At 40.0% G+C, this 18411-nt stretch carries 19 protein-coding genes, 1 tRNA gene and 1 pseudogene; 3 read left to right on the top strand and 18 right to left on the bottom strand.

What is annotated here, in order from left to right:
- Positions 1 to 8: 8 nt before the first annotated feature.
- The 5 genes from AB6M99_RS09795 to AB6M99_RS09815 all read right to left on the bottom strand — a co-directional run bounded on the left by AB6M99_RS09795 (position 9) and on the right by AB6M99_RS09815 (position 5076).
- The gene (locus AB6M99_RS09795; RefSeq protein WP_121835141.1) at positions 9 to 743 is read right to left on the bottom strand and encodes an ABC transporter ATP-binding protein; all 735 of its coding nucleotides are present in this window, start codon (positions 741 to 743) and stop codon (positions 9 to 11) included.
- 129 nt (positions 744 to 872) lie between these two features.
- The gene (gene recG, locus AB6M99_RS09800) at positions 873 to 2888 is read right to left on the bottom strand and encodes an ATP-dependent DNA helicase RecG (protein ID WP_369350686.1); all 2016 of its coding nucleotides are present in this window, start codon (positions 2886 to 2888) and stop codon (positions 873 to 875) included.
- A gap of 55 nt (positions 2889 to 2943) precedes the next feature.
- Positions 2944 to 3795, bottom strand: a complete 852-nt coding sequence (locus AB6M99_RS09805) for an amino acid ABC transporter substrate-binding protein (protein WP_121835137.1) — start codon at positions 3793 to 3795, stop codon at positions 2944 to 2946.
- Positions 3796 to 3928: 133 nt separating this feature from the next.
- Positions 3929 to 4014 (bottom strand) — tRNA-Leu (locus tag AB6M99_RS09810).
- A 108-nt stretch (positions 4015 to 4122) separates the two neighbouring features.
- A complete protein-coding gene (locus tag AB6M99_RS09815) occupies positions 4123 to 5076 on the bottom strand; it encodes an IS30 family transposase (RefSeq protein ID WP_369350688.1) in 954 nt (317 codons plus the stop codon).
- Between the two features lie 324 nt (positions 5077 to 5400).
- Here AB6M99_RS09815 and AB6M99_RS09820 point away from each other — a divergent pair, with 324 nt between their 5' ends.
- Positions 5401 to 5991: a VanZ family protein gene (locus AB6M99_RS09820; RefSeq protein ID WP_121836318.1), complete on the top strand. Its 591-nt coding sequence runs from the start codon at positions 5401 to 5403 to the stop codon at positions 5989 to 5991.
- Positions 5992 to 6031: 40 nt separating this feature from the next.
- Here AB6M99_RS09820 and AB6M99_RS09825 read toward each other — a convergent pair whose 3' ends face one another.
- The 11 genes and pseudogenes from AB6M99_RS09825 to treP all read right to left on the bottom strand — a co-directional run.
- Positions 6032 to 6583: a cysteine hydrolase family protein gene (locus AB6M99_RS09825; RefSeq protein ID WP_369350690.1), complete on the bottom strand. Its 552-nt coding sequence runs from the start codon at positions 6581 to 6583 to the stop codon at positions 6032 to 6034.
- A gap of 70 nt (positions 6584 to 6653) precedes the next feature.
- Complete coding sequence (gene codY / locus AB6M99_RS09830; protein ID WP_121836316.1) at positions 6654 to 7439, bottom strand: GTP-sensing pleiotropic transcriptional regulator CodY; 786 nt, start codon at positions 7437 to 7439, stop codon at positions 6654 to 6656.
- Positions 7440 to 7576: 137 nt separating this feature from the next.
- Positions 7577 to 7777 (bottom strand): helix-turn-helix transcriptional regulator, encoded by a 201-nt coding sequence (locus AB6M99_RS09835; RefSeq protein WP_121836315.1) that lies wholly within the window; start codon positions 7775 to 7777, stop codon positions 7577 to 7579.
- Positions 7774 to 8247, bottom strand: a complete 474-nt coding sequence (locus tag AB6M99_RS09840; RefSeq protein ID WP_369350693.1) for a hypothetical protein — start codon at positions 8245 to 8247, stop codon at positions 7774 to 7776. The genes AB6M99_RS09835 and AB6M99_RS09840 overlap by 4 nt, the downstream gene beginning before the upstream one ends.
- Entirely contained in the window at positions 8247 to 8717 is a 471-nt protein-coding gene (locus tag AB6M99_RS09845; RefSeq protein ID WP_121836313.1) for a hypothetical protein, read from the bottom strand. The genes AB6M99_RS09840 and AB6M99_RS09845 overlap by 1 nt, the downstream gene beginning before the upstream one ends.
- Before the next feature lie 163 nt (positions 8718 to 8880).
- Positions 8881 to 9015, bottom strand: a complete 135-nt coding sequence (gene rpmH / locus AB6M99_RS09850; protein ID WP_002885866.1) for a 50S ribosomal protein L34 — start codon at positions 9013 to 9015, stop codon at positions 8881 to 8883.
- 107 nt (positions 9016 to 9122) lie between these two features.
- Positions 9123 to 9506: a DUF3021 domain-containing protein gene (locus AB6M99_RS09855; protein ID WP_121836312.1), complete on the bottom strand. Its 384-nt coding sequence runs from the start codon at positions 9504 to 9506 to the stop codon at positions 9123 to 9125.
- 8 nt (positions 9507 to 9514) lie between these two features.
- On the bottom strand, positions 9515 to 9838 hold the full coding sequence (locus AB6M99_RS09860) for a DUF3021 family protein (RefSeq protein WP_121836311.1): 324 nt from the start codon (positions 9836 to 9838) through the stop codon (positions 9515 to 9517).
- Between the two features lie 5 nt (positions 9839 to 9843).
- Positions 9844 to 10293, bottom strand: coding sequence for a LytTR family DNA-binding domain-containing protein (locus tag AB6M99_RS09865; RefSeq protein WP_121836310.1), 450 nt, complete (start codon positions 10291 to 10293; stop codon positions 9844 to 9846).
- Between the two features lie 151 nt (positions 10294 to 10444).
- A complete protein-coding gene (gene treC / locus AB6M99_RS09870; RefSeq protein ID WP_369350698.1) occupies positions 10445 to 12070 on the bottom strand; it encodes an alpha,alpha-phosphotrehalase in 1626 nt (541 codons plus the stop codon).
- Between the two features lie 260 nt (positions 12071 to 12330).
- Positions 12331 to 13779, bottom strand: a pseudogene (gene treP / locus AB6M99_RS09875) (PTS system trehalose-specific EIIBC component); the annotation flags it as partial.
- Positions 13780 to 13943: 164 nt separating this feature from the next.
- Between treP and treR the strand changes: the two are divergent.
- Both treR and AB6M99_RS09885 read left to right on the top strand, forming a co-directional pair.
- Positions 13944 to 14654 carry a trehalose operon repressor gene (treR, locus tag AB6M99_RS09880; RefSeq protein ID WP_121836308.1) on the top strand — a complete coding sequence of 237 codons (711 nt, stop codon included), beginning with the start codon at positions 13944 to 13946 and terminating at the stop codon, positions 14652 to 14654.
- Between the two features lie 153 nt (positions 14655 to 14807).
- A complete protein-coding gene (locus AB6M99_RS09885; RefSeq protein WP_121836307.1) occupies positions 14808 to 15407 on the top strand; it encodes a hypothetical protein in 600 nt (199 codons plus the stop codon).
- Between the two features lie 123 nt (positions 15408 to 15530).
- Here AB6M99_RS09885 and dtd read toward each other — a convergent pair whose 3' ends face one another.
- Both dtd and AB6M99_RS09895 read right to left on the bottom strand, forming a co-directional pair.
- On the bottom strand, positions 15531 to 15974 hold the full coding sequence (gene dtd / locus AB6M99_RS09890) for a D-aminoacyl-tRNA deacylase (RefSeq protein WP_121836306.1): 444 nt from the start codon (positions 15972 to 15974) through the stop codon (positions 15531 to 15533).
- 8 nt (positions 15975 to 15982) lie between these two features.
- Complete coding sequence (locus AB6M99_RS09895) at positions 15983 to 18202, bottom strand: bifunctional (p)ppGpp synthetase/guanosine-3',5'-bis(diphosphate) 3'-pyrophosphohydrolase (RefSeq protein ID WP_121836305.1); 2220 nt, start codon at positions 18200 to 18202, stop codon at positions 15983 to 15985.
- Positions 18203 to 18411: the final 209 nt, after the last annotated feature.

Here is an 18411-nt window from a genome sequence, read left to right on the forward strand (position 1 = left end):
TTCTCACCCTACTTTCCAGTCGTACCGACTTCCAAAGCTTGATAAAGCTCTGAGGCAGAAGGAGTTTCAATAATTTGTGCTATCAGACCATCTTTTAAAATAAGAGATTTATCGGTATATGATGCCAGCTCTAAATCATGCGTCACCATCAAGACACATTTTCCTTGGTGTGTCAGCTCTCGCAGTAATTCAAAAATAGCTTGTCGAGAGTTACTATCTAAAGCACCGGTCGGTTCATCCGCTAAAATAATACGACTATTAGATAAAATGGCTCTAGCAATCGCTACTTTTTGTTGTTCACCACCAGATAAATTTTCTACCTTAGCATTGATATCTGCCTCAAAATTCATTTGTTGAAGCAAGTTAATCACTTCTTGCCTATTGATTGGTTTATGCCCCAAACGTAAAGGAAGTACAATATTTTCAAAAACAGGCAGGGCTGGAACTAGGTTGTAGGATTGGAAAATAAGCGATACTTCTTCACGTCTAAAGGCAGCTAATTTATTACTATTTAACTTATAAGGATTGATGCCGTTTATATAGACTTCTCCAGAAGTTGGTTTTAACAGACTAGCTATAGCTTTCAACAATGTTGATTTTCCCGAACCACTAACTCCCAATATTGAGATAAATTCTCCATAACTCGACGAAAAACTAATGTCTTTCAAAATGGGTAATTTCTTACCTTTATTTAGTTCAAACGTCTGAGATAAATGAGTGACTTCAATGGCAACAGATTCCATAACCTTACTCCTTACTATTGATATGAGTGTTGAGTGTTAAGTCAACACTTGTTAGACTTAGTATAACAAACTTTTTAAAGTTGTTACTTCTCTTTATATATTATATTAGATAGTCTTGACTAACAATCCCTAATCAAACTCACCTTTGACCTCTACATTGTTAACAATAGCTGTCCAGCGAGGATCTTGTTTCCAGTTGTTATCGGTGACGATTTCCGAAGCGACGCGTCTAGCCTCTTCCAAGATATGGTAGTCTTCGACAATGTCAGCCGTTTTAAATTCTGGAATACCTGATTGGCGTGTCCCAAAGATTTCACCTGAACCACGCATTTTGAGGTCCTCTTCCGCCAAGACAAAGCCATCTGTTGTCTCAACCATAGCATACATTCTCTTTTTACCGACTTCATTTTTAGGATTGGCCACTAGGACACAGTAGGACTGCTTATCGCCACGTCCGACACGTCCACGCAGCTGATGAAGTTGACTGAGCCCAAAACGGTCGGCATCCATGATGACCATCACTGTAGCATTTGGAACGTTAACCCCTACTTCAATGACGGTCGTTGATACTAAAATTTGTGACTTTTTCGCTTTAAAGTCCTGCATGATTTGATCTTTATCATCATTTTTCATACGACCGTGCATAAGGGCGACTGTGGCGGTATCACTAAAATATGCGGTCAATTCTTCGTGCAGAGCCACCGCATTTTTCAAATCCATCGCCTCAGACTCCTCGATAAGAGGAGAGATAAAGTAGGCTTGAGAGCCTTTGGCTAATTCACCTTTTAACCAGTCCAAAACCGTCTCTAATTGCTGGTGCTTGACCCATCTGGTGACAATAGGCTTGCGCCCAGCAGGGAGTTCATCAATGATGGACACATCCATCTCTCCAAAGGCTGTAATGGCAAGGGTCCTTGGAATTGGCGTTGCTGTCATCATGAGTACATCAGGATTGTTCCCCTTTTCACGGAAAATACGGCGTTGATTCACCCCAAAACGATGCTGTTCATCGGTGATAACCAAACCAAGATTGTGGTAGGTCACAGCGTCCTGAATCAGCGAATGCGTCCCCACAATCATCTCCACCGAACCATCCGCAATACCAGCTAGAGCCGCCTTTTTCACTGCCGCTTTCATCCCAGAGGTCAAAAGAGCGACATTGAGCTCTGGAAATAAATTGGTTAAGCTCTCAAAATGTTGCTCGGCTAAAATCTCCGTTGGAACCATAAGAGCAGACTGAAGTCCAGCCGTATGAGCAGCGTACATGGCAAGACTGGCAATGACTGTCTTACCTGATCCCACATCTCCCTGCAAGAGACGATTCATATGGGCACCTGACGCCATATCGGCTAAAATTTCAGACAAACTCCGTTCCTGAGCTTTGGTTAAAGGAAATGGCAGAGCAGCAATCTTATCAGCCACTTTCTGCTTGTCATAGGAAATAGCTAGTCCATTTGTCTCAGATTTGTTTTCAGCCTTTAAAACCTGCAAACGCATTTGGAAATAAAAGAGTTCTTCAAATTTGATGCGACGTAGAGCCTGTTTGTATTCTGCCAAATCTTTGGGAAAATGCATGGCACGCACCGCTTCCTGGCGTCCCAGTAGACGATAATTCATCAGAAAAACATCTGGTAGATTCTCTTTAATTTCTTCTAAGGCACCGCTCTCAAAAGCTGCTTTAATAGCTTTGACAAGGGCAGTCTGCGAGATTCCTTGAGCAACATGATAAACTGGCTGCATGTCATCTTCCACCTGAGCCAGAATTTTCATCCCTGTCACCGCAGACTTTTTCTCTTCCCATTTCCCAAAAATAGCTACCTCAGTCCCAAGCTCAATCTTCTCAGCAAGATAAGGCTGATTGAAAAACGAAACAGCAACAACGGCTTCGCCCTGCTTTATTTTAAAGGAAAGACGGTTCCGCTTAAAACCGTAGTACTGGACATTGGCTGGCGTCACCACTGTCCCTGTAATAACAGCTTTTTCGCCATCTAGTAACTCAAAAACAGACTTACTCTTAAAGTCTTCATAACGAAAAGGGTAATAAAGCAACAAATCCTCGATGGTATAAAGTCCAAGCTTCTGAAACTTCTCCGCAGACTTGGGACCAAAACCTTTGAGTGTTGCAATCGGTTGATCTAATAACATAGTTTCATTATAACAAAAAGGACGAGAAAGCTCAGCTTCTCATCCCATTTCCTGTTTATTTTGCTTCTTTAACGTCTTTTTCTTCTGGTAAGTATGTTCCACCTAGGAATTCGTTAGACAATTTTTCAAGTGTGCCATCTTCATACAACTCCGCAATACGTGTGTTTACAAATTTTTGTAAGTCGTCTTGACCATCTGCAAAGATGAAGTAAACGTATGGGTTTGTATCTGCACCAAGGTCAGCTGCATCAAATTCAATCAATTCAACATTGTTAAGACCTTGATCTTCAATGATAGTTTTCACAGATTGTGTTTCAAAAATCTTGTAGTCAAATTTACCACCATCAACACTTGTCAACATTTGTGTAATGTCTTCGTTAGTGTAGTTAATTTCAGTTGCTTTATCAGCATTAGCTTGGTTGTATTTGTCAAGCATTGAGGCAGTTGACGTTCCAGCTACAACTTGAGTCTTTTTACCAGCGATATCCTTGATTGATTTAATACCACTATCTTTATTTACAGCAAGTACAAGTGGGTTAGTCGCTGTTGGTGCTGAGTAAAGGTATTTAGCTGCACGTTCTTCACTGTAAGAGAAGTTGTTACCAGCCATTTGGAATTTACCAGCGTCGAGTCCTGTAAAGATTGATGACCAAGCTGTTTTTTTGTACTCAACTTCGTATTTATCAGAACCTTTGAAGACCGCTTTAGCAACTTCGACGTCATAACCAGTCAAATTGCCATCTTTTTCAAATGAGAAAGGTTTTGTTGTCCCTACAGTTGCAAGAACTACTTTTTCTTTTTCTGATTTTGCTGAATCTGCTGCTTTCTCAGTTTTTTCACTTGAACCACATGCTGCAAGCAATACTGTTGATGCAAGCGCAACGATTCCAAATGTTAATTTTTTCATATTAATCCTCCTAAAGATAATAAAACTATGATACCACGACGACATGCCTTTGTATAATATTAAAAACCTATCAGAGCGATAGGCTTTTTTTATCAAGATAAACAAAAAAACCAGTCCTACGACTGGTCTAATCTGCGGAGAGTGGGACTTGAACCCACACGGCCTAAAGCGGCCACAGGATCCTTAGTCCTGCGCGTCTGCCAATTCCGCCATCCCCGCTTGGCAACATAATAAATTATAGCAGAGATACCACCACCCTGTCAATAGATTTTTGAAATTTTTTTCATATTTTCAAAAAAATTTTTGAGGCCAAATTTCAAGTTCAAGTTAGGCAGTCTGTAAAAACTCTATAGAAGATTTATAATTGAATAGTTTCTTTGGATAGTTGTTAATCCAGTTTTCAATAAATGCGACTTGTTGTTGAGTCGCATTTTTGCTTCCCTTAGGCAACCAACGCCGGATGAGTCTATTATGATTCTCATTAGTACCACGCTCCCAAGAAGAATACGGGTGGGCATAGTAGATATGAGCAGGGTCAAAAACTTCTGCTAAACGACTGAACTCAGCCCCGTTATCAGCTGTGATAGAGTTCATTTGATAATCCTTGAGGATTGCTTTCAGAGCTTGATTGACTGAAGACGCGGACTTATCGGGAATGAGTCGAATGATTTGATAACGACTCTTTCTATCGGTTAGGGTCAACAGACACTCGTTTTTTGCCCGTGTTTGAATAACCGTATCAATTTCAAAATCACCGATATTCTCACGCTTATTAATGCTTTCTGGTCGTTCCTCAATAGACTTTCCAGCTGGCTTAAAATTGGGACTAGCATGCTTTTTCTTAGCTTTCTCTTGTCGAGGATAAAGCATATCAGCCTTGGTCAATCCTAAGTGTCCATGATGAATCCAGTAGTAAATGGTGGAGATGGGAACAGGTATCCCTTTTGACTTTACCATCATCTCGGGAGAATATTTCTGTTCGATGTAGTGAGTTATCTTTTCTTTGAGTCCCTTGGTTAGGGAGAGCTGTTTAACAGAACGTTTACGATTGTTTTGATAGGCTTTTTGAGCGAAATCAGCTGAGTAGATCACTTCAAATTTTCCTTTACGCACTTGTTGTCTAACCTGACCACGTTTGACTTCGTTGTGAATGGTTTGAGGAGCTTTAGCTAATCTCCTAGCGATTTCACGATTTGAGAGCCCTTCTTGAAGCCAACGTTCAATCATTCTACGTTCAGTTAGTGTCAAATGTTTACTTTTTGGTGTATAATAGTTTTGCATCTCAGAATCTTTCTAATTGTTGTTGTGGTGATTACAATTATATCTCTCTGAGATGTTTTTTGATACCCTTAGGTGGCTAACTTCATTTTAGAACTTTCCAAAAATTTTTGAGTTAAAGCAAAAGTGTTTTCTAAAATTGATTCAACTCCCCTGATATGTGCTTTGAATACCTTGAATAATCACCCTTGCCCCCAAAACCGTCACATAAAAGACATCAAACAACCACACGCTATTCATATCTCTGTTACCCATCCCAATCGTATATTTTGCTATAATAAACCTATTACTGTTACAAGTACAACATTAATCAAAGAGAGGTGGCATATGAAAAAACTTGGTTTACTCTTATTAGACACATTGCTGTTTTTAAGCCTGTGGTTTATCGGCTACAAAATTTTCACTCGATATTTCTACTGGTATGCTACCCGCCTATTTGCTCAGGGAAATCTTCCAATCCCAGAAATTCTCATCACCCCATTTGTCGTTACCCTGATTGTCACCTGCCTCTTTCTTCTTCTGCGCCCCCTTTATTCTAGAGAACTAAGGCAGTCTGCCCTCATCTTGATTTACACCGTCTATGCTCTTGCACTGCTTTTTGGCCTTTTCGGGAAAAATGTAGGACTGAAAGGTTTTAATCTCTCTATCGCAACCAGTCTTCAAGACCTATACTATGATAAAATCACCGTATTTCTCAATGCTATCATGTTTATCCCCTTGGGACTTCTGTTTAAACCTTCCTTAAAAAATAGCCTCCTCTTTCTCGGCTTTATTTTATGTGTAGAATTTAGCCAATATTATTTTGCACTAGGCTATTTTGACATCGGTGATCTCATCATAAATAGCATGAGTTTTCTGGTTGGTAATCTGATTGGAACCAGCACCCTTGGTCGTTACGTTAAATCCCATATTCAATAAAAAAGCTGCCTCTCTATTTTGTGAGAAGGCAGTTTTCCTTTTAATCTAAAATCGTTGCTCCTAAAACATTTTTAAAGTGATTTAGAGCAAATTGATGCGCCTCGTCTGTGATTGAGGCAATAGCAGAGCTGACAATTTCAATGTCATAGCCAAGGTTATAAGCATCAATAGCCGTATGTAGCACACAGATATCGCTTAACACACCAGTCAATACAACTGTTTTAACCTGACGCTCACGCAGACGAATATCTAAATCTGTTCCTGCAAATGCGGAATAATGACGTTTGTCCATCCAAAACACTCTCGGATCCGCTTTGCTATTAGCATAAAAATCAGCCAAAGGACCAAATAAGTCACGCCCAGAAGTCCCAGCGATGTTATGAGGAGGAAACAACTTTGTCTCAGGGTGAAACACATCTCCTTCATCATGACAATCAACCGCAAAGAAAATATAGTCACCATTGACATAGGCCTCCTTAGTGACCTGTGCAATACGCTCAGAAATCGCTTGAGCAGGTTTTCCAGCTGTCAACTTCCCATCATCCGCCACAAAATCATAAGTATAATCAATTGAAATCAACGCTTTTTTCATAAAATCTCCTCATTACAGAAAGAAGCTGAGAAATTCCCAGCTTCTTTTAATATCACTCATTAGTCGAGCTTTATTCATATCCTTTAACTTTTTCAAAAATACCTTCGTTAATCACTTTGAGGTATGTCCCCTTCATACCAAGTGAACGACTTTCAATGATACCAGCCGATTCTAATTTACGAAGGGCATTAACAATCACTGAACGGGTAATACCAATGCGGTCTGCAATAACAGAAGCTGTCAAACGCCCCTCGTTACCGTTAAGTTCAGCTAAGATTGCTGCGACTGCACGCATTTCTGAATAAGATAAGGTATTAATCGCCATATTGATAGCTGTTTGCTTACGGATTTTCTCTTCCAAGTTTTCATTTTGGAAGTTGACAAGCTGAATACCAACTACCGTTGCTGCCATCTCAACCAAGACAAGATCATCTTCGCCAAAAGTCTTGTCATTTCGCCAAATAATGAACGAACCAAGACGCATCCCTCCACCATAAATTGGCGCAAGAGTTGTCAATCCATCTGGATAGATGTCTTTTGATTCTACTGGGAAAATCGTTAGCGCGTTATCAACTGGGATATTTGCCTCAGTATCATAAACACGGCTGGCTGCACGTACGTATTCCTCTGGGAAAATACGGCTTTCAAAAAATTCTTCTGTTCGGTCGTTATTCGTCTTATACTTCAGAGCATAGCCAAGCAAGTTACCACTTCCATCAATGATACAGGCATTACAATCAATAATATCGGCTAACTGGTCTGCCATGGCATTATAAGGAAGCCCCTCACCTAAACTATCAATAGAACGTTGTAAGATAGCGGTGATTTTGCGCGTTTTTTCAAGTAAATTCGCCATTTCTCCTCTTTCCTTTTTTTAGTCGTGCTTATTATACCAAAAAGGCTATCTTTTAGCAACAATTTTCAGAAAATTAGATACAGTTTTGACAATTTTATAAAATCCAGATACAGCAACAAAGAAAACCTTTTCAAAATCTAATTTTCTGGCCAAAAAAGCTGATCTAAAGTAACCTCTAAAACCTGACAAATAGCAATACAAAGATTAATCGTTGGATTATAATCTCCCTTTTCAATTGCATTGATGGTCTGACGAGAAACTCCTACTAAATCTGCTAATGCCTGCTGAGATAAATCTTTCCCAGCCCTCGCTGCTTTTAAACGTAAATTTTTCTTCATTCTTTATCCTCAAAATGCCGAATAATCAATTTTAAAAAGATTGTCAAACCAGCAGCACCAAACCAAATCGCCTGCATAATAGCGGAAAAGCTATCTTTTAAATTAAAATGTTCACTTGAAATAACCTTCCATGATGAAAACTCAATCAAAAGAATCACTAGGAGATAAATCACTTCTTCCCACTGCTTTTTCCGTGCTTCAAAATAGGCATCATGCCAAATACTGTAAACGATAAAAAGAATGACACCCCCAACCATAATCAGAAAGAGACTGTTTCTAAAGTCAAGCCAGGCAGGACGCTCTTCTACAAAGAATAACACCGTTGCAACAGCAAAAACACCTGCAGTTGCCAGTTGATAGCCTTTTAATTGATAATATCGTTGGCGCTCATCAAATGAGCTAAACAGCTCTGATACTCTCCAAATGCCAGTCAAAAGAACAAACACTATAAACATCCAAAAAAATAACATCAGTCTTCCTCCTCTCGTTTATCAAGATAGCGACGGTAAGTAATTGAACTTCCCATTGCAAATAGTGATAAGCCTAAAATAAGCATTGACCCACTGCCACCATGCGAAAAGAATTCATTTACATCCAAATGTTTTGAAACCATTTCCCAACCCGTCATCAAGATAGTGACCAACCCATACAACAAACAACCGATACCCATAAGATGACCATGTTTTTCAAAACGCGGATCAACCAAAGGGTGAGCTCCTTTTAACGTTGCATAGGTAACATTAACCGCAAGTCCACCAAATAGGATAAAAACAAACCAAAAGATCGGCGAAAATAAATTTGGCAACATGCGTGTCAGCAACAATCCAAGCCAAGCACTAAAAATCGTAAAGGCAAAACCATATTGATAACTCTTTAGTACAAAATGTTTTTGTCTCTCATCTAAAGCAACTCCCGTTTTTCCTCTTAATTGTTTAGCCATAACAATTCCTCCTTGGCTTCTGATATTTTTCACCTTAATCATACTCTTTAGATAACTTTTTGTCAATTATATTTTACAAAATGTCGTAAATTTTTTCAAAAAAATAAAAGACCTAAAGTCTCGAGCACTCTAGGTCTTTTTCTTATAATCATTGTTCACTTAATTAAGCTGACAATACTTTACGTCCTTTACGACGACGAGCTGCAAGCACGCGACGTCCGTTTTTAGTTGACATACGGTGACGGAATCCGTGTTTACGTTGACGACGGATTTTACTTGGTTGATAAGTACGTTTCACAATGAATACCTCCTCATAGATTTTCGTATTCGTTTAGCCGGCTAGTGTGATATCAGTTACTAAACATACCATAATATTCTATAAAAATTTGCCCCTCTTGTCAAGAACTATTTCCGTAATTCACGGAGTTTTTGATTGATTCTTCTTGTTTGTTGCTTTTCGTATTGAAAAATGGCAAAGCTGATAATCAGATAAATGACCAGAAACTCAATAAAGAACGACAAGAAGTCCACTTCTGTAAACCACCCATTCACAGTCATCATGAGGCTGACCCATAAAAAGATAAGGCTGAGATGCAATAATTGTCTTAGCCGCGGAGCTATTTTCAAAGCGTAAGCATAGCTAGAAAGCCCCATCAATCCTGAACAAACTGCTACAACCAGCATTTGAGAAAACTTCTGGGTACTAACTCCCAGCAAAGTCAGCATCATCAGATAAACGACTTGCCCAATGCCAATGCCACTAATCACATAAACGATTGTTTTTTTCATATAATCACCTACTTCATCATATAACGGCTAGTCGAAAAGACAAGGAGGTAAATGATTGCCGTCATGATGATGGCAAACCAATTAAATATCCCATTAAAAGCTAGCATCCCTGCTACCAATCCACAGACCAGCACCATGTGGAGTAGACCACGATAAGATACTGTGATATGTTCTTGCTCATAAATCATGGCAGTCAGACCTATCAAGGCACTCATGACCAAAACACTCACAATCATTTTGACACTAACCTCTTGGACACTAATCAATGCTAATACATAAGAGAAAGAGCCAATTCCTAATCCTGTTGCCATATAAGTTACTGTTTTTTTCATTTTCCTTACCTCAATCCTAATCGTTTTTCTAAGTCTTTTAAATACCTTCTGCTGACATTAACTTTAAGTTTTTTAGTCATCAGCGCCAACATATTTCCCGAAAAAGATGCCTCTAAACTCAGCAAATGCTGAATATTGATGATACTTTGCTTTGACACCTGTATCATATCCTCACTGGATAAGCGCTCTTTAAAGCGGTAGAGCCTATCTGTCGTCAATAGCCGGCCTTCTAAGGTCTCAATAACCAATTGTGGACCATCTACTTCAATCGCTATAATATCAGTTTGCTTGACTAACTTAATCCTGTCCGGTGTTTTTATAGGCAGGATATCCCTTGTTTGGACACCAAATTTTTCCAAATAACTCACCATAGCTACAACTTCATCATCATAAGTAGCTTTCGCTAAGGTCACCTCAAGTTCCTCAATATTTTTCTCTTTAAATTGCCATTTCATACAATCCCCTCACATCATTCTCAAAAGATATCTTCCATGCTCTTATCTTATCAAAAAATAGCAGAGCTGTGGCCATTTTCACGCTAAGCGGTTGAAATTGACTGGTGAGCGGTTGTAAAGTATAGAAAAAGAGAGCCTAAGCTCTCTAAAATTAATCCCCCACCAAAACAGCTACTGTTTGGTAAGCTTTAAGTGTGATTTTTTCTCCAACTTTAACATCGTCGTAGTTGCTAATTAAGACGTTACCTGATTGATACACTTCTGGTAAATCTAAAGTCACTTCATCAGCGTAAAAATTATTTAATACCAACAACTTCTGTCCTTGCCAATTGCGCTCAAAGGCATAAACCTGGTTGCTATCTTTATAGACCGCCTTATAGTCTCCTTCAGCAATGATTGGTAACTCTTTACGCAAGCGGATAAGTTCTTTATAGAATGGGAAAATCTTACCATTTTTTTCTGCTTCAACATTGATTTGTTGATACGATTTACCTGCTTTTAGCCACGGCGTTCCTGTGGTAAAACCTGCATTTTCAGAGGCATCCCACTGCATTGGGATACGAGAATTGTCACGTGATTTTACGGTAATAATCTTAAAGGCTTCTTCTGGAGTTTTTCCTTCATCAAGCATGATTTGATAGGCATTAAGGCTCTCTACGTCGACATAATCTGCCATGCTTTCAAAATCTGGATCTAACATGCCAATTTCTTCTCCCATGTAGATATATGGTGTTCCACGAGACAGATGAATACTGGCTGCTAACATCGTTGCCCCTTCTTCACGGAAGTTTTTGACATCAACAAAGCGGTTAAGGGCACGTGGTTGGTCGTGATTATTGTAAAATAGCGCATTCCAGCCATTCCCTTCGCTCATTCCCTCTCCCCAGGTATGGAAAAGGCTGCGCAATTCTTCAAAATCGAAATCTTTAATCGTCCATTTTTGACCATTCTCATAATCCACTTTAAGGTGATGGAAATTAAAGGCCATTGATAATTCTTCACGCTCTGGTGCCGTGTAGAGAATACAATTTTCCACAGTTGTCGCCGACATTTCTCCCACAGTCATAAAGCTTGGATCCTGTCCAAAGCTGGCTTGATTGAGCATGTGTAGGTAGTCATGGTTGATTGGTCGATCTGTGTAGGCTGGTTTCCCATCGTTAATTGGACAATCTTCCAATACTTCATCTTTACCAATCAAGTTAATCACATCAAAACGGAAGCCTTTGACACCTTTTTCTTTCCAAAAGTTAACGACTTTAAAAAGCTCTTCACGAACAGTTGGATTGCGCCAGTTAAGATCCGCCTGAGTCACATCGAAAAGATGCAAGTAATATTTTCCTGTATCGCCAAACGGTGCCCAAGCATTGCCACCAAATTTTGAAACCCAATCGGTAGGTTCATCACGCAAAATGAAGAAATCTTGATAGAAGGAATCACCAGCTAAAGCCTTTTGGAACCATTCATGCTCTGTTGAACAGTGGTTTAATACCATGTCTAGCATAAAGTCGATACCATGCTCTTTACCAACAGCTATCATTTCTTCAAAATCTGCCATAGTACCAAAATCTGGATTAACAGCTGTGTAATCTGAAACGTCATAGCCATTGTCCCGTTGCGGACTAGGATAAAAGGGATTTAACCAAATCATATCAATACCTAGTTCAGCCAAATAAGGTAATTTTTCAATAATCCCTCGCAAATCACCCACACCATTTCCTGTGGTATCTTTATATGATTTTGGATAAATTTGATAAACCACCTTTGTTTTATCAATCATTCTTAGAGTTCCTTCCTTTTCTTTTTCCAGTCGAATGAATTAGCTTTAATACAAAGAACCGAGACGCCAACAGCTCAAAAGCACCAAATGAGTTTCTGAGGTTCTAGCAATGGGAAAAGCAGAGCTTTCCTCAAAACGTACAGCAAGTCGAAAATGACAATGTCTCAAAGTTAATCCAAAGGACTATACATATCTAGGTAAAGGTAAAGGGCCCAGTTACCTAAGCCCCTCTCCTTTTTTAATCTATTATAACATTATGCTTTGGCTTCGTCTTCTGTTTTGGTAAGGATACCAGCTTTACGGAAGAAGAATGTCAAGATGAATGGTACTGCAATCGCTACTGCCATACAAATGAAGAATGGAATCATGTATTTCACATTGATCGCCATAAATCCTGGAAGACCACCAACACCGATTGAGTTTGCTTGAACGTTAAACGTTGTTGACAAGAGGCCTGCAGCTCCAGAACCAATCATTCCTGCTACGAATGGGTAAACGTATTTCACATTAACACCGAAGAGGGCTGGCTCGGTAACACCAAGGTAAGCAGAGATTGCAGCTGGAAGTGAGATTTGTGCTTCTTTCTCGCTGTGACGGTTCATGAAGTAGTAAGCAAGAACTGCTGAACCTTGAGCAATATTTGAAAGAGCAATCATTGGCCACAAACCAGTTGTATGAGTTGCAGTATCTGCGATAAGCTGTGTATCAATCGCATTTGTCATGTGGTGAAGACCAGTGATAACAAACGGCGCATAAAGGGCACCAAAGACAGCACCGAAGAGCCATTTAAGTGGACCTGTCAAACCAGCAAGAACAACTGTAGATAAGAGTTGACCTAACCACCAACCAAATGGACCAAGGACAGTGTGTGCCAAAACAAGTGCTGGAAGAAGTGACAAGAATGGTACAAAAATCATTGAAATCACTTCTGGAATACGTTTACGCCAGAAAATCTCAAGGTAAGAAAGTGACAATCCTGCAAGAAGTGCTGGAATAACTTGCGCTTGGTAACCAATACGGTTTACTGTTGCAAAACCGAAGTCCCAAACCCAGTTCTTAGCAATTTCTTCAGCAGATGTTCCTGGAACAGCGTAAGCATTAAGTAACTGTGGTGACACCAAACAGATACCAAGGACAATACCAAGAATTTGTGAAGTTCCCATCTTACGAGTAACTGACCAAGTAATCCCTACTGGCAAGAAGTGGAAGATTGCCTCACCTGGAAGCCATAGGAAGTGGTTCACACCGTTCCAGAATGTTGACACTTCAACAATTTTCTTACCATCTAAGAAACCAAATGGAACACCTTCCAAAATGTTACGGAATCCTAGAATCAAACCACCCACGATGATAGCTGGCAAGATTGGCGTGAAGATTTCAGCCAACATGGTCATCACGCGCTGAACTGGATTTTGGTTACTTTTCGCAGCAGATTTAGCCGCTTCTTTAGAAACACCTTCAACACCAGATACGGCTGTGAAGTCGTTGTAGAAGATTGGAACATCATTTCCTATAATAACTTGGAATTGACCAGCGTTAGTAAATGTTCCTTTAACTGGTGCCAATCCTTCAATTACTTTCACGTTTGCTTTTGACTCGTCTTCAAGGACAAAACGCATACGCGTCGCACAGTGTGTCACTGCTTTAATATTTTCTTTACCACCGACAGCTTTTAACAGCGCCTTGGCATCATTTTCAAATTTTCCCATTTCATTCTCCTTGGGGATTTATTTTTTACAAGGCTAATTGTAACCGATGACAAAGTTGTATGCAACTTGTTTGGGTTAAAAGGTGTAAAAAAAGTTTAAAAACCAACAACTTGTATGGTAAAATAAAGACATCTACTCTAAAAAGGAGTTCCAACTGACTTAAAATGAAAAAATACGAACACATTTATAAAGAATTAGAAAATAGAATTTTATCCGGACAGTACCCAGTCGGACATTACCTGCCCACTGAAATGGAACTTTGTGAGCAATTTTCAGCCAGTCGAGACACCGTCCGTAAAGCGCTCAGCCTTTTAACCAAGGAAGGCTTAATCATAAAATCTCAAGGACGCGGATCTCAGGTCAAAAAACAAGAACTCATTAATTTCCCTGTATCTGAGCTATCCAGCTATCAAGAACTGGTCGCCCTACACGGAATAACTTCAAAAACCAATGTCATCAGCCTTGATAATCTCATCGTCGATGACGAACTGCGCAAGCTAACTGGCTTTCCTGTCGGAACCCATGTTTTTCGTATCACGCGCCAACGCGTTGTTGACAATGTCGCTTCCGTTCTAGACATCGATTACCTCCTCAAGCCAATTGTCCCTTCGATATCACGGGAAATTGCAGAGCAGTCTATCTATGCCTACCTTGAAAAAGAACTTGGTCTAGCCATCTCTTATGCCCAAAAACAAATTACCATTGATAACGCCAGAGACCAAGATAAAATTTTACTAGACCTCGGAAGTGATAAACACGTGGTCTGCATCCGCTCCAAAGTCTATCTGGCAGACAATCGCCAATTCCAGTTTACCGAAAGCCGGCACAAACTAGAAAAATTCCAATTCATTGACTTTGCACGGAGAAAGTTGTAACACTCACTATCCCGTTAATCTAAATGAATACTTGACTTACCTTTAGCAAAAACTTAGACACCCTTAATAATACCTTTATTGATTTCCTCACCACACAGTGATATGATGTCCTTGTCACTGGATAAAGAAAAAATCACTAGGAGGAAAACAAATATGAGACAAAAAAAGTGGGGAATTGTTTTCACATGTCTATTAATAGGATTGCTATCTTTAACTTCCGTAACTGCCGATACGATCAAAGGCATCCCTTTTACGGTCAAAGGAAATGCTAAACTCAGTGAAGTCGATATTTTCCCCTTCTATATCGGTAATGATAAAATCAGCATGCAGCTAATGTCACATAGTTATGGTTATGTCTATATCAACGATGAACTGATAAAAGTTGATGACATTAAACATAAAAATTGCCACCGTTCAGGATGCTCTTCCTCACGTGAATGGACAACCAGTGGTCATCGAGCTGGTGAAAGCGGGAGTTACACTATTGACCTTGGAAAGCCTCTCAAAAAAGGTGATATAGTCACCTTTAGATTCTCAGATGATGGTAATATCCCCTTCGGAATCCTCGTCTATGAAGATGAACAATCCGCTACCGAACGTCTACAAAACGAACGACACTTAAAAGAACAAGAATACGCCGAAAAACTATTTAGACAATCCATCCTTGATGAAAATAACAAAACTTGGTACAACACTGCCAGTGACTTCTTCCTAGAGACCTGGTGGAATGTCACCGGCTGGTGGTACCAGTAATATCAGACTATCTTCAATAATAAAAACGCTTAGAAATTTCTTATTTTTTTCTAAGCGTTTTTTATCACATTTTTAGCACAGTGCAATGTTTTCACTCTCATGGTTTAAGAAAAAGCAAAGCTTCTAAGGATTTTTGGTATCAAGGACAATGGTAACAGGACCATCATTGATAAGGGATACCTGCATATCCGCTCCAAATCGCCCTCTAGCAACCGGCACCGCTTGTTCCAAGGCATCATTAAAATCATCGTAGAGCTGGCTAGCTAATTCTGGCTTAGCTGCCCCTGTAAAGGCTGGACGGTTTCCTTTTTTGGTATCCGCAAAGAGCGTAAACTGCGAAATCGATAAAATTGAACCACCAATATCTTGAACGGATAAATTCATCTTGCCATTTTCATCTGAGAAAATACGCATGTTGAGAATTTTACGCACCGCATAATCCAAGTCTGCCTGCGTGTCATCTGGTCCAACTCCCACTAACAACAGCAAGCCCTGATCAATCTGTCCAACTACTTTATTGTCAATCGAGACGGTGGCTTCAGACACCCGTTGAATAATAATTTTCATAATTCCTCCTATCCATTTGTCCGTTTGACAGAATAGACATCTGGAACAACCTTTATCTTATCAACCACGGTTGTCAAGGTCGCCAAATTCGGAATACTGAACGACACGTGGATATTGGCAAATTTCATGTCTTTAGTCGGTTGGGCGTTAACTGTCGAGATATTCTTCGTTTGATTTGACAGGATTGTCAACACATCATTTAAAAGACCTGAACGATTTAAGCCATAGATATCAATTTCTGCTAGATACTCTTTGCCAGCATTGTTATCGTCCCACTCAACCTCAATGAGACGTTGTTCATAGCCTTCTTGTCCCTTGATATTGTTACAATCTGCACGGTGAATGGCTACCCCTCGTCCTTTAGTAATATAGCCTTCAATCGCATCGCCTGGAACAGGGTTACAGCATTTGGCAATCCGCATGAGAAGCCCTGACGCCCCTTGAATAATCACACCGTTCTCACTCTTAACCTTGAGAACGTCACGGTTGCTACGGTTGACTTCGCCGCCATTCAATAGCTCATCTGCCTCTGCTTTTGCTTTCGCACGTTCTTCTTCACGGCGCTCTTTTTCGGTTAATTTATTGAAGACGCTAATCGCAGAAATTTCACCAAAGCCAATCGCCGCATACATGGCTTCTTCACTTCTCGCACTCACGCGCGGCAAAATCGCTTCAATATGTTTTTTATCAAGATATTTGTTGGCAACAAGCCCATTTTCTTGGAAGATGTCAATCAAAAGTTCACGTCCCTTATTGACAGACATCTCTTTATCTTGATTTTTGAAAAATTGACGAATCTTGCTTCTCGCCTTAGTCGTTTTAACAATCTTAATCCAGTCACGACTTGGTCCAAAAGAATTTGGATTGGTGACAATTTCAACAACGTCACCCGTTTTCAACTTAGCCGTTAGTGGTACCATACGGCCATTAACCTTAGCCCCCGTCGCCTTTTCTCCCACCTGAGTGTGAATCGCATAGGCGAAATCAATTGGTCCAGAATCTTTTGGTAATTCCTGCACAGCCCCATTTGGCGTGAAAACATAGATACGCTCTGAGAAAATATCCTCTTTCACAGAATCTACAAAGGCTTTAGCAGAGCCATTTGACGAATCTTGGAGTTCAACCAACTCCTTAATCCAGTTCATCCCAATCGCTGATTCTTTACTGTCAACCTTGCTGGTCTGTCCTTTTTTATAGGCCCAGTGCGCAGCGACACCGAACTCTGCCACCTCATGCATGTCCTTGGTACGGATTTGAATTTCAATCGGCCCTTTTGGTCCATAAACAGTGGTATGAATAGACTGATAACCATTGGCCTTAGGCGCAGCAATGTAATCTTTAAATCGCCCAGGCATCGGACGCCACAGCTCATGAATGTAACCCACCATGGCATAGACATCACTCGGCGTCTTCATAATACAACGAATGGCAATCAAATCATAAATCTGATCAAAGCGTTTCTTTTTATCACGCATTTTGCGGTAAATCGAATAAAGGTGCTTAGGTCGCCCATAAACATCGCCGTATAAGCCTTGCTCATTAGTATAGGCTGTGATTTTACCAACAATCTCCTCGACCAGTTCTTCACGTTCACGACGCTTCTCATTCATCATATGAGAAATTTTGTAGAATTCATTTTCCTCCAAATAGCGGAAGGACAAATCCTCTAGTTCCCATTTGATACGGCTAATCCCCAGACGGTGAGCAAGCGGTGCATAAATCTCCATGGTTTCACGAGAAATGCGTTCCTGCTTATCTTTACGAAGGTGCTTAAGCGTCCGCATATTATGAAGACGGTCAGCTAATTTCACCAAGATAACTCGAATATCCTTGGACATGGCCATCAGCATTTTACGGTGATTTTCAGCCAACTGCTCCTCATGAGGCTTGTACTCCACCTTACCGAGTTTGGTCACCCCATCAACAATATCACGCACAGCTTTTCCAAAATCACGCTCAATATCTTCCAAGGTCGTATCAGTATCTTCCACAACATCATGAAGAAAACCACAAGCTACCGTTACAGCATCCAAATGAAGACTCGCCAAAATCCCTGCGACCTGAATAGGGTGGATAATATAAGGCTCACCCGACTTCCTGAATTGATGAAAGTGTGCCTTTGTGGCATATTCCAAAGCATACTGAACAAACTTAACATCTTCTTCAGACAAGTATTCCGCTCCAAGAGCAACCACTTCTTCTCCTGTTAAATTCACTTCTTTTGGCATGATAGCTTCCTTTCACTCTCCATTTGATGATAAATCTGAAACAGCCCATAGGGCTGCTTTTCTCTAATCTATATTTTATATATTTTAACACTTTTTATGAAAAAAGCATAGCTAGTAGTAATCGCAGCAATCCATATCCTTTTATCATTACTTTTGTGAACAAATCATTTATCAAAACAATTAATTGTTCGCTTATTTTTAAAAACGCG

Source organism: Streptococcus hillyeri, assembly GCF_041081565.1.
Classification (GTDB): Bacteria; Bacillota; Bacilli; order Lactobacillales; family Streptococcaceae; genus Streptococcus; species Streptococcus hillyeri.

Coding starts and splice junctions, on each gene's coding strand:
- AB6M99_RS09820 (WP_121836318.1), top strand. CDS start 5,401: ATGAAAAAACTTGGTTTACTCTTATTAGACACATTGCTGTTTTTAAGC.
- recG (WP_369350686.1), bottom strand. CDS start 2,888: ATGTTATTAGATCAACCGATTGCAACACTCAAAGGTTTTGGTCCCAAG.
- dtd (WP_121836306.1), bottom strand. CDS start 15,974: ATGAAAATTATTATTCAACGGGTGTCTGAAGCCACCGTCTCGATTGAC.
- AB6M99_RS09795 (WP_121835141.1), bottom strand. CDS start 743: ATGGAATCTGTTGCCATTGAAGTCACTCATTTATCTCAGACGTTTGAA.
- treC (WP_369350698.1), bottom strand. CDS start 12,070: ATGATTGATAAAACAAAGGTGGTTTATCAAATTTATCCAAAATCATAT.
- codY (WP_121836316.1), bottom strand. CDS start 7,439: ATGGCGAATTTACTTGAAAAAACGCGCAAAATCACCGCTATCTTACAA.
- AB6M99_RS09805 (WP_121835137.1), bottom strand. CDS start 3,795: ATGAAAAAATTAACATTTGGAATCGTTGCGCTTGCATCAACAGTATTG.
- AB6M99_RS09855 (WP_121836312.1), bottom strand. CDS start 9,506: ATGAAAAAAACAATCGTTTATGTGATTAGTGGCATTGGCATTGGGCAA.
- AB6M99_RS09860 (WP_121836311.1), bottom strand. CDS start 9,838: ATGAAAAAAACAGTAACTTATATGGCAACAGGATTAGGAATTGGCTCT.
- AB6M99_RS09825 (WP_369350690.1), bottom strand. CDS start 6,583: ATGAAAAAAGCGTTGATTTCAATTGATTATACTTATGATTTTGTGGCG.
- treR (WP_121836308.1), top strand. CDS start 13,944: ATGAAAAAATACGAACACATTTATAAAGAATTAGAAAATAGAATTTTA.
- AB6M99_RS09835 (WP_121836315.1), bottom strand. CDS start 7,777: ATGAAGAAAAATTTACGTTTAAAAGCAGCGAGGGCTGGGAAAGATTTA.
- AB6M99_RS09865 (WP_121836310.1), bottom strand. CDS start 10,293: ATGAAATGGCAATTTAAAGAGAAAAATATTGAGGAACTTGAGGTGACC.
- AB6M99_RS09815 (WP_369350688.1), bottom strand. CDS start 5,076: ATGCAAAACTATTATACACCAAAAAGTAAACATTTGACACTAACTGAA.
- AB6M99_RS09840 (WP_369350693.1), bottom strand. CDS start 8,247: ATGTTATTTTTTTGGATGTTTATAGTGTTTGTTCTTTTGACTGGCATT.
- AB6M99_RS09895 (WP_121836305.1), bottom strand. CDS start 18,202: ATGCCAAAAGAAGTGAATTTAACAGGAGAAGAAGTGGTTGCTCTTGGA.
- AB6M99_RS09885 (WP_121836307.1), top strand. CDS start 14,808: ATGAGACAAAAAAAGTGGGGAATTGTTTTCACATGTCTATTAATAGGA.
- AB6M99_RS09845 (WP_121836313.1), bottom strand. CDS start 8,717: ATGGCTAAACAATTAAGAGGAAAAACGGGAGTTGCTTTAGATGAGAGA.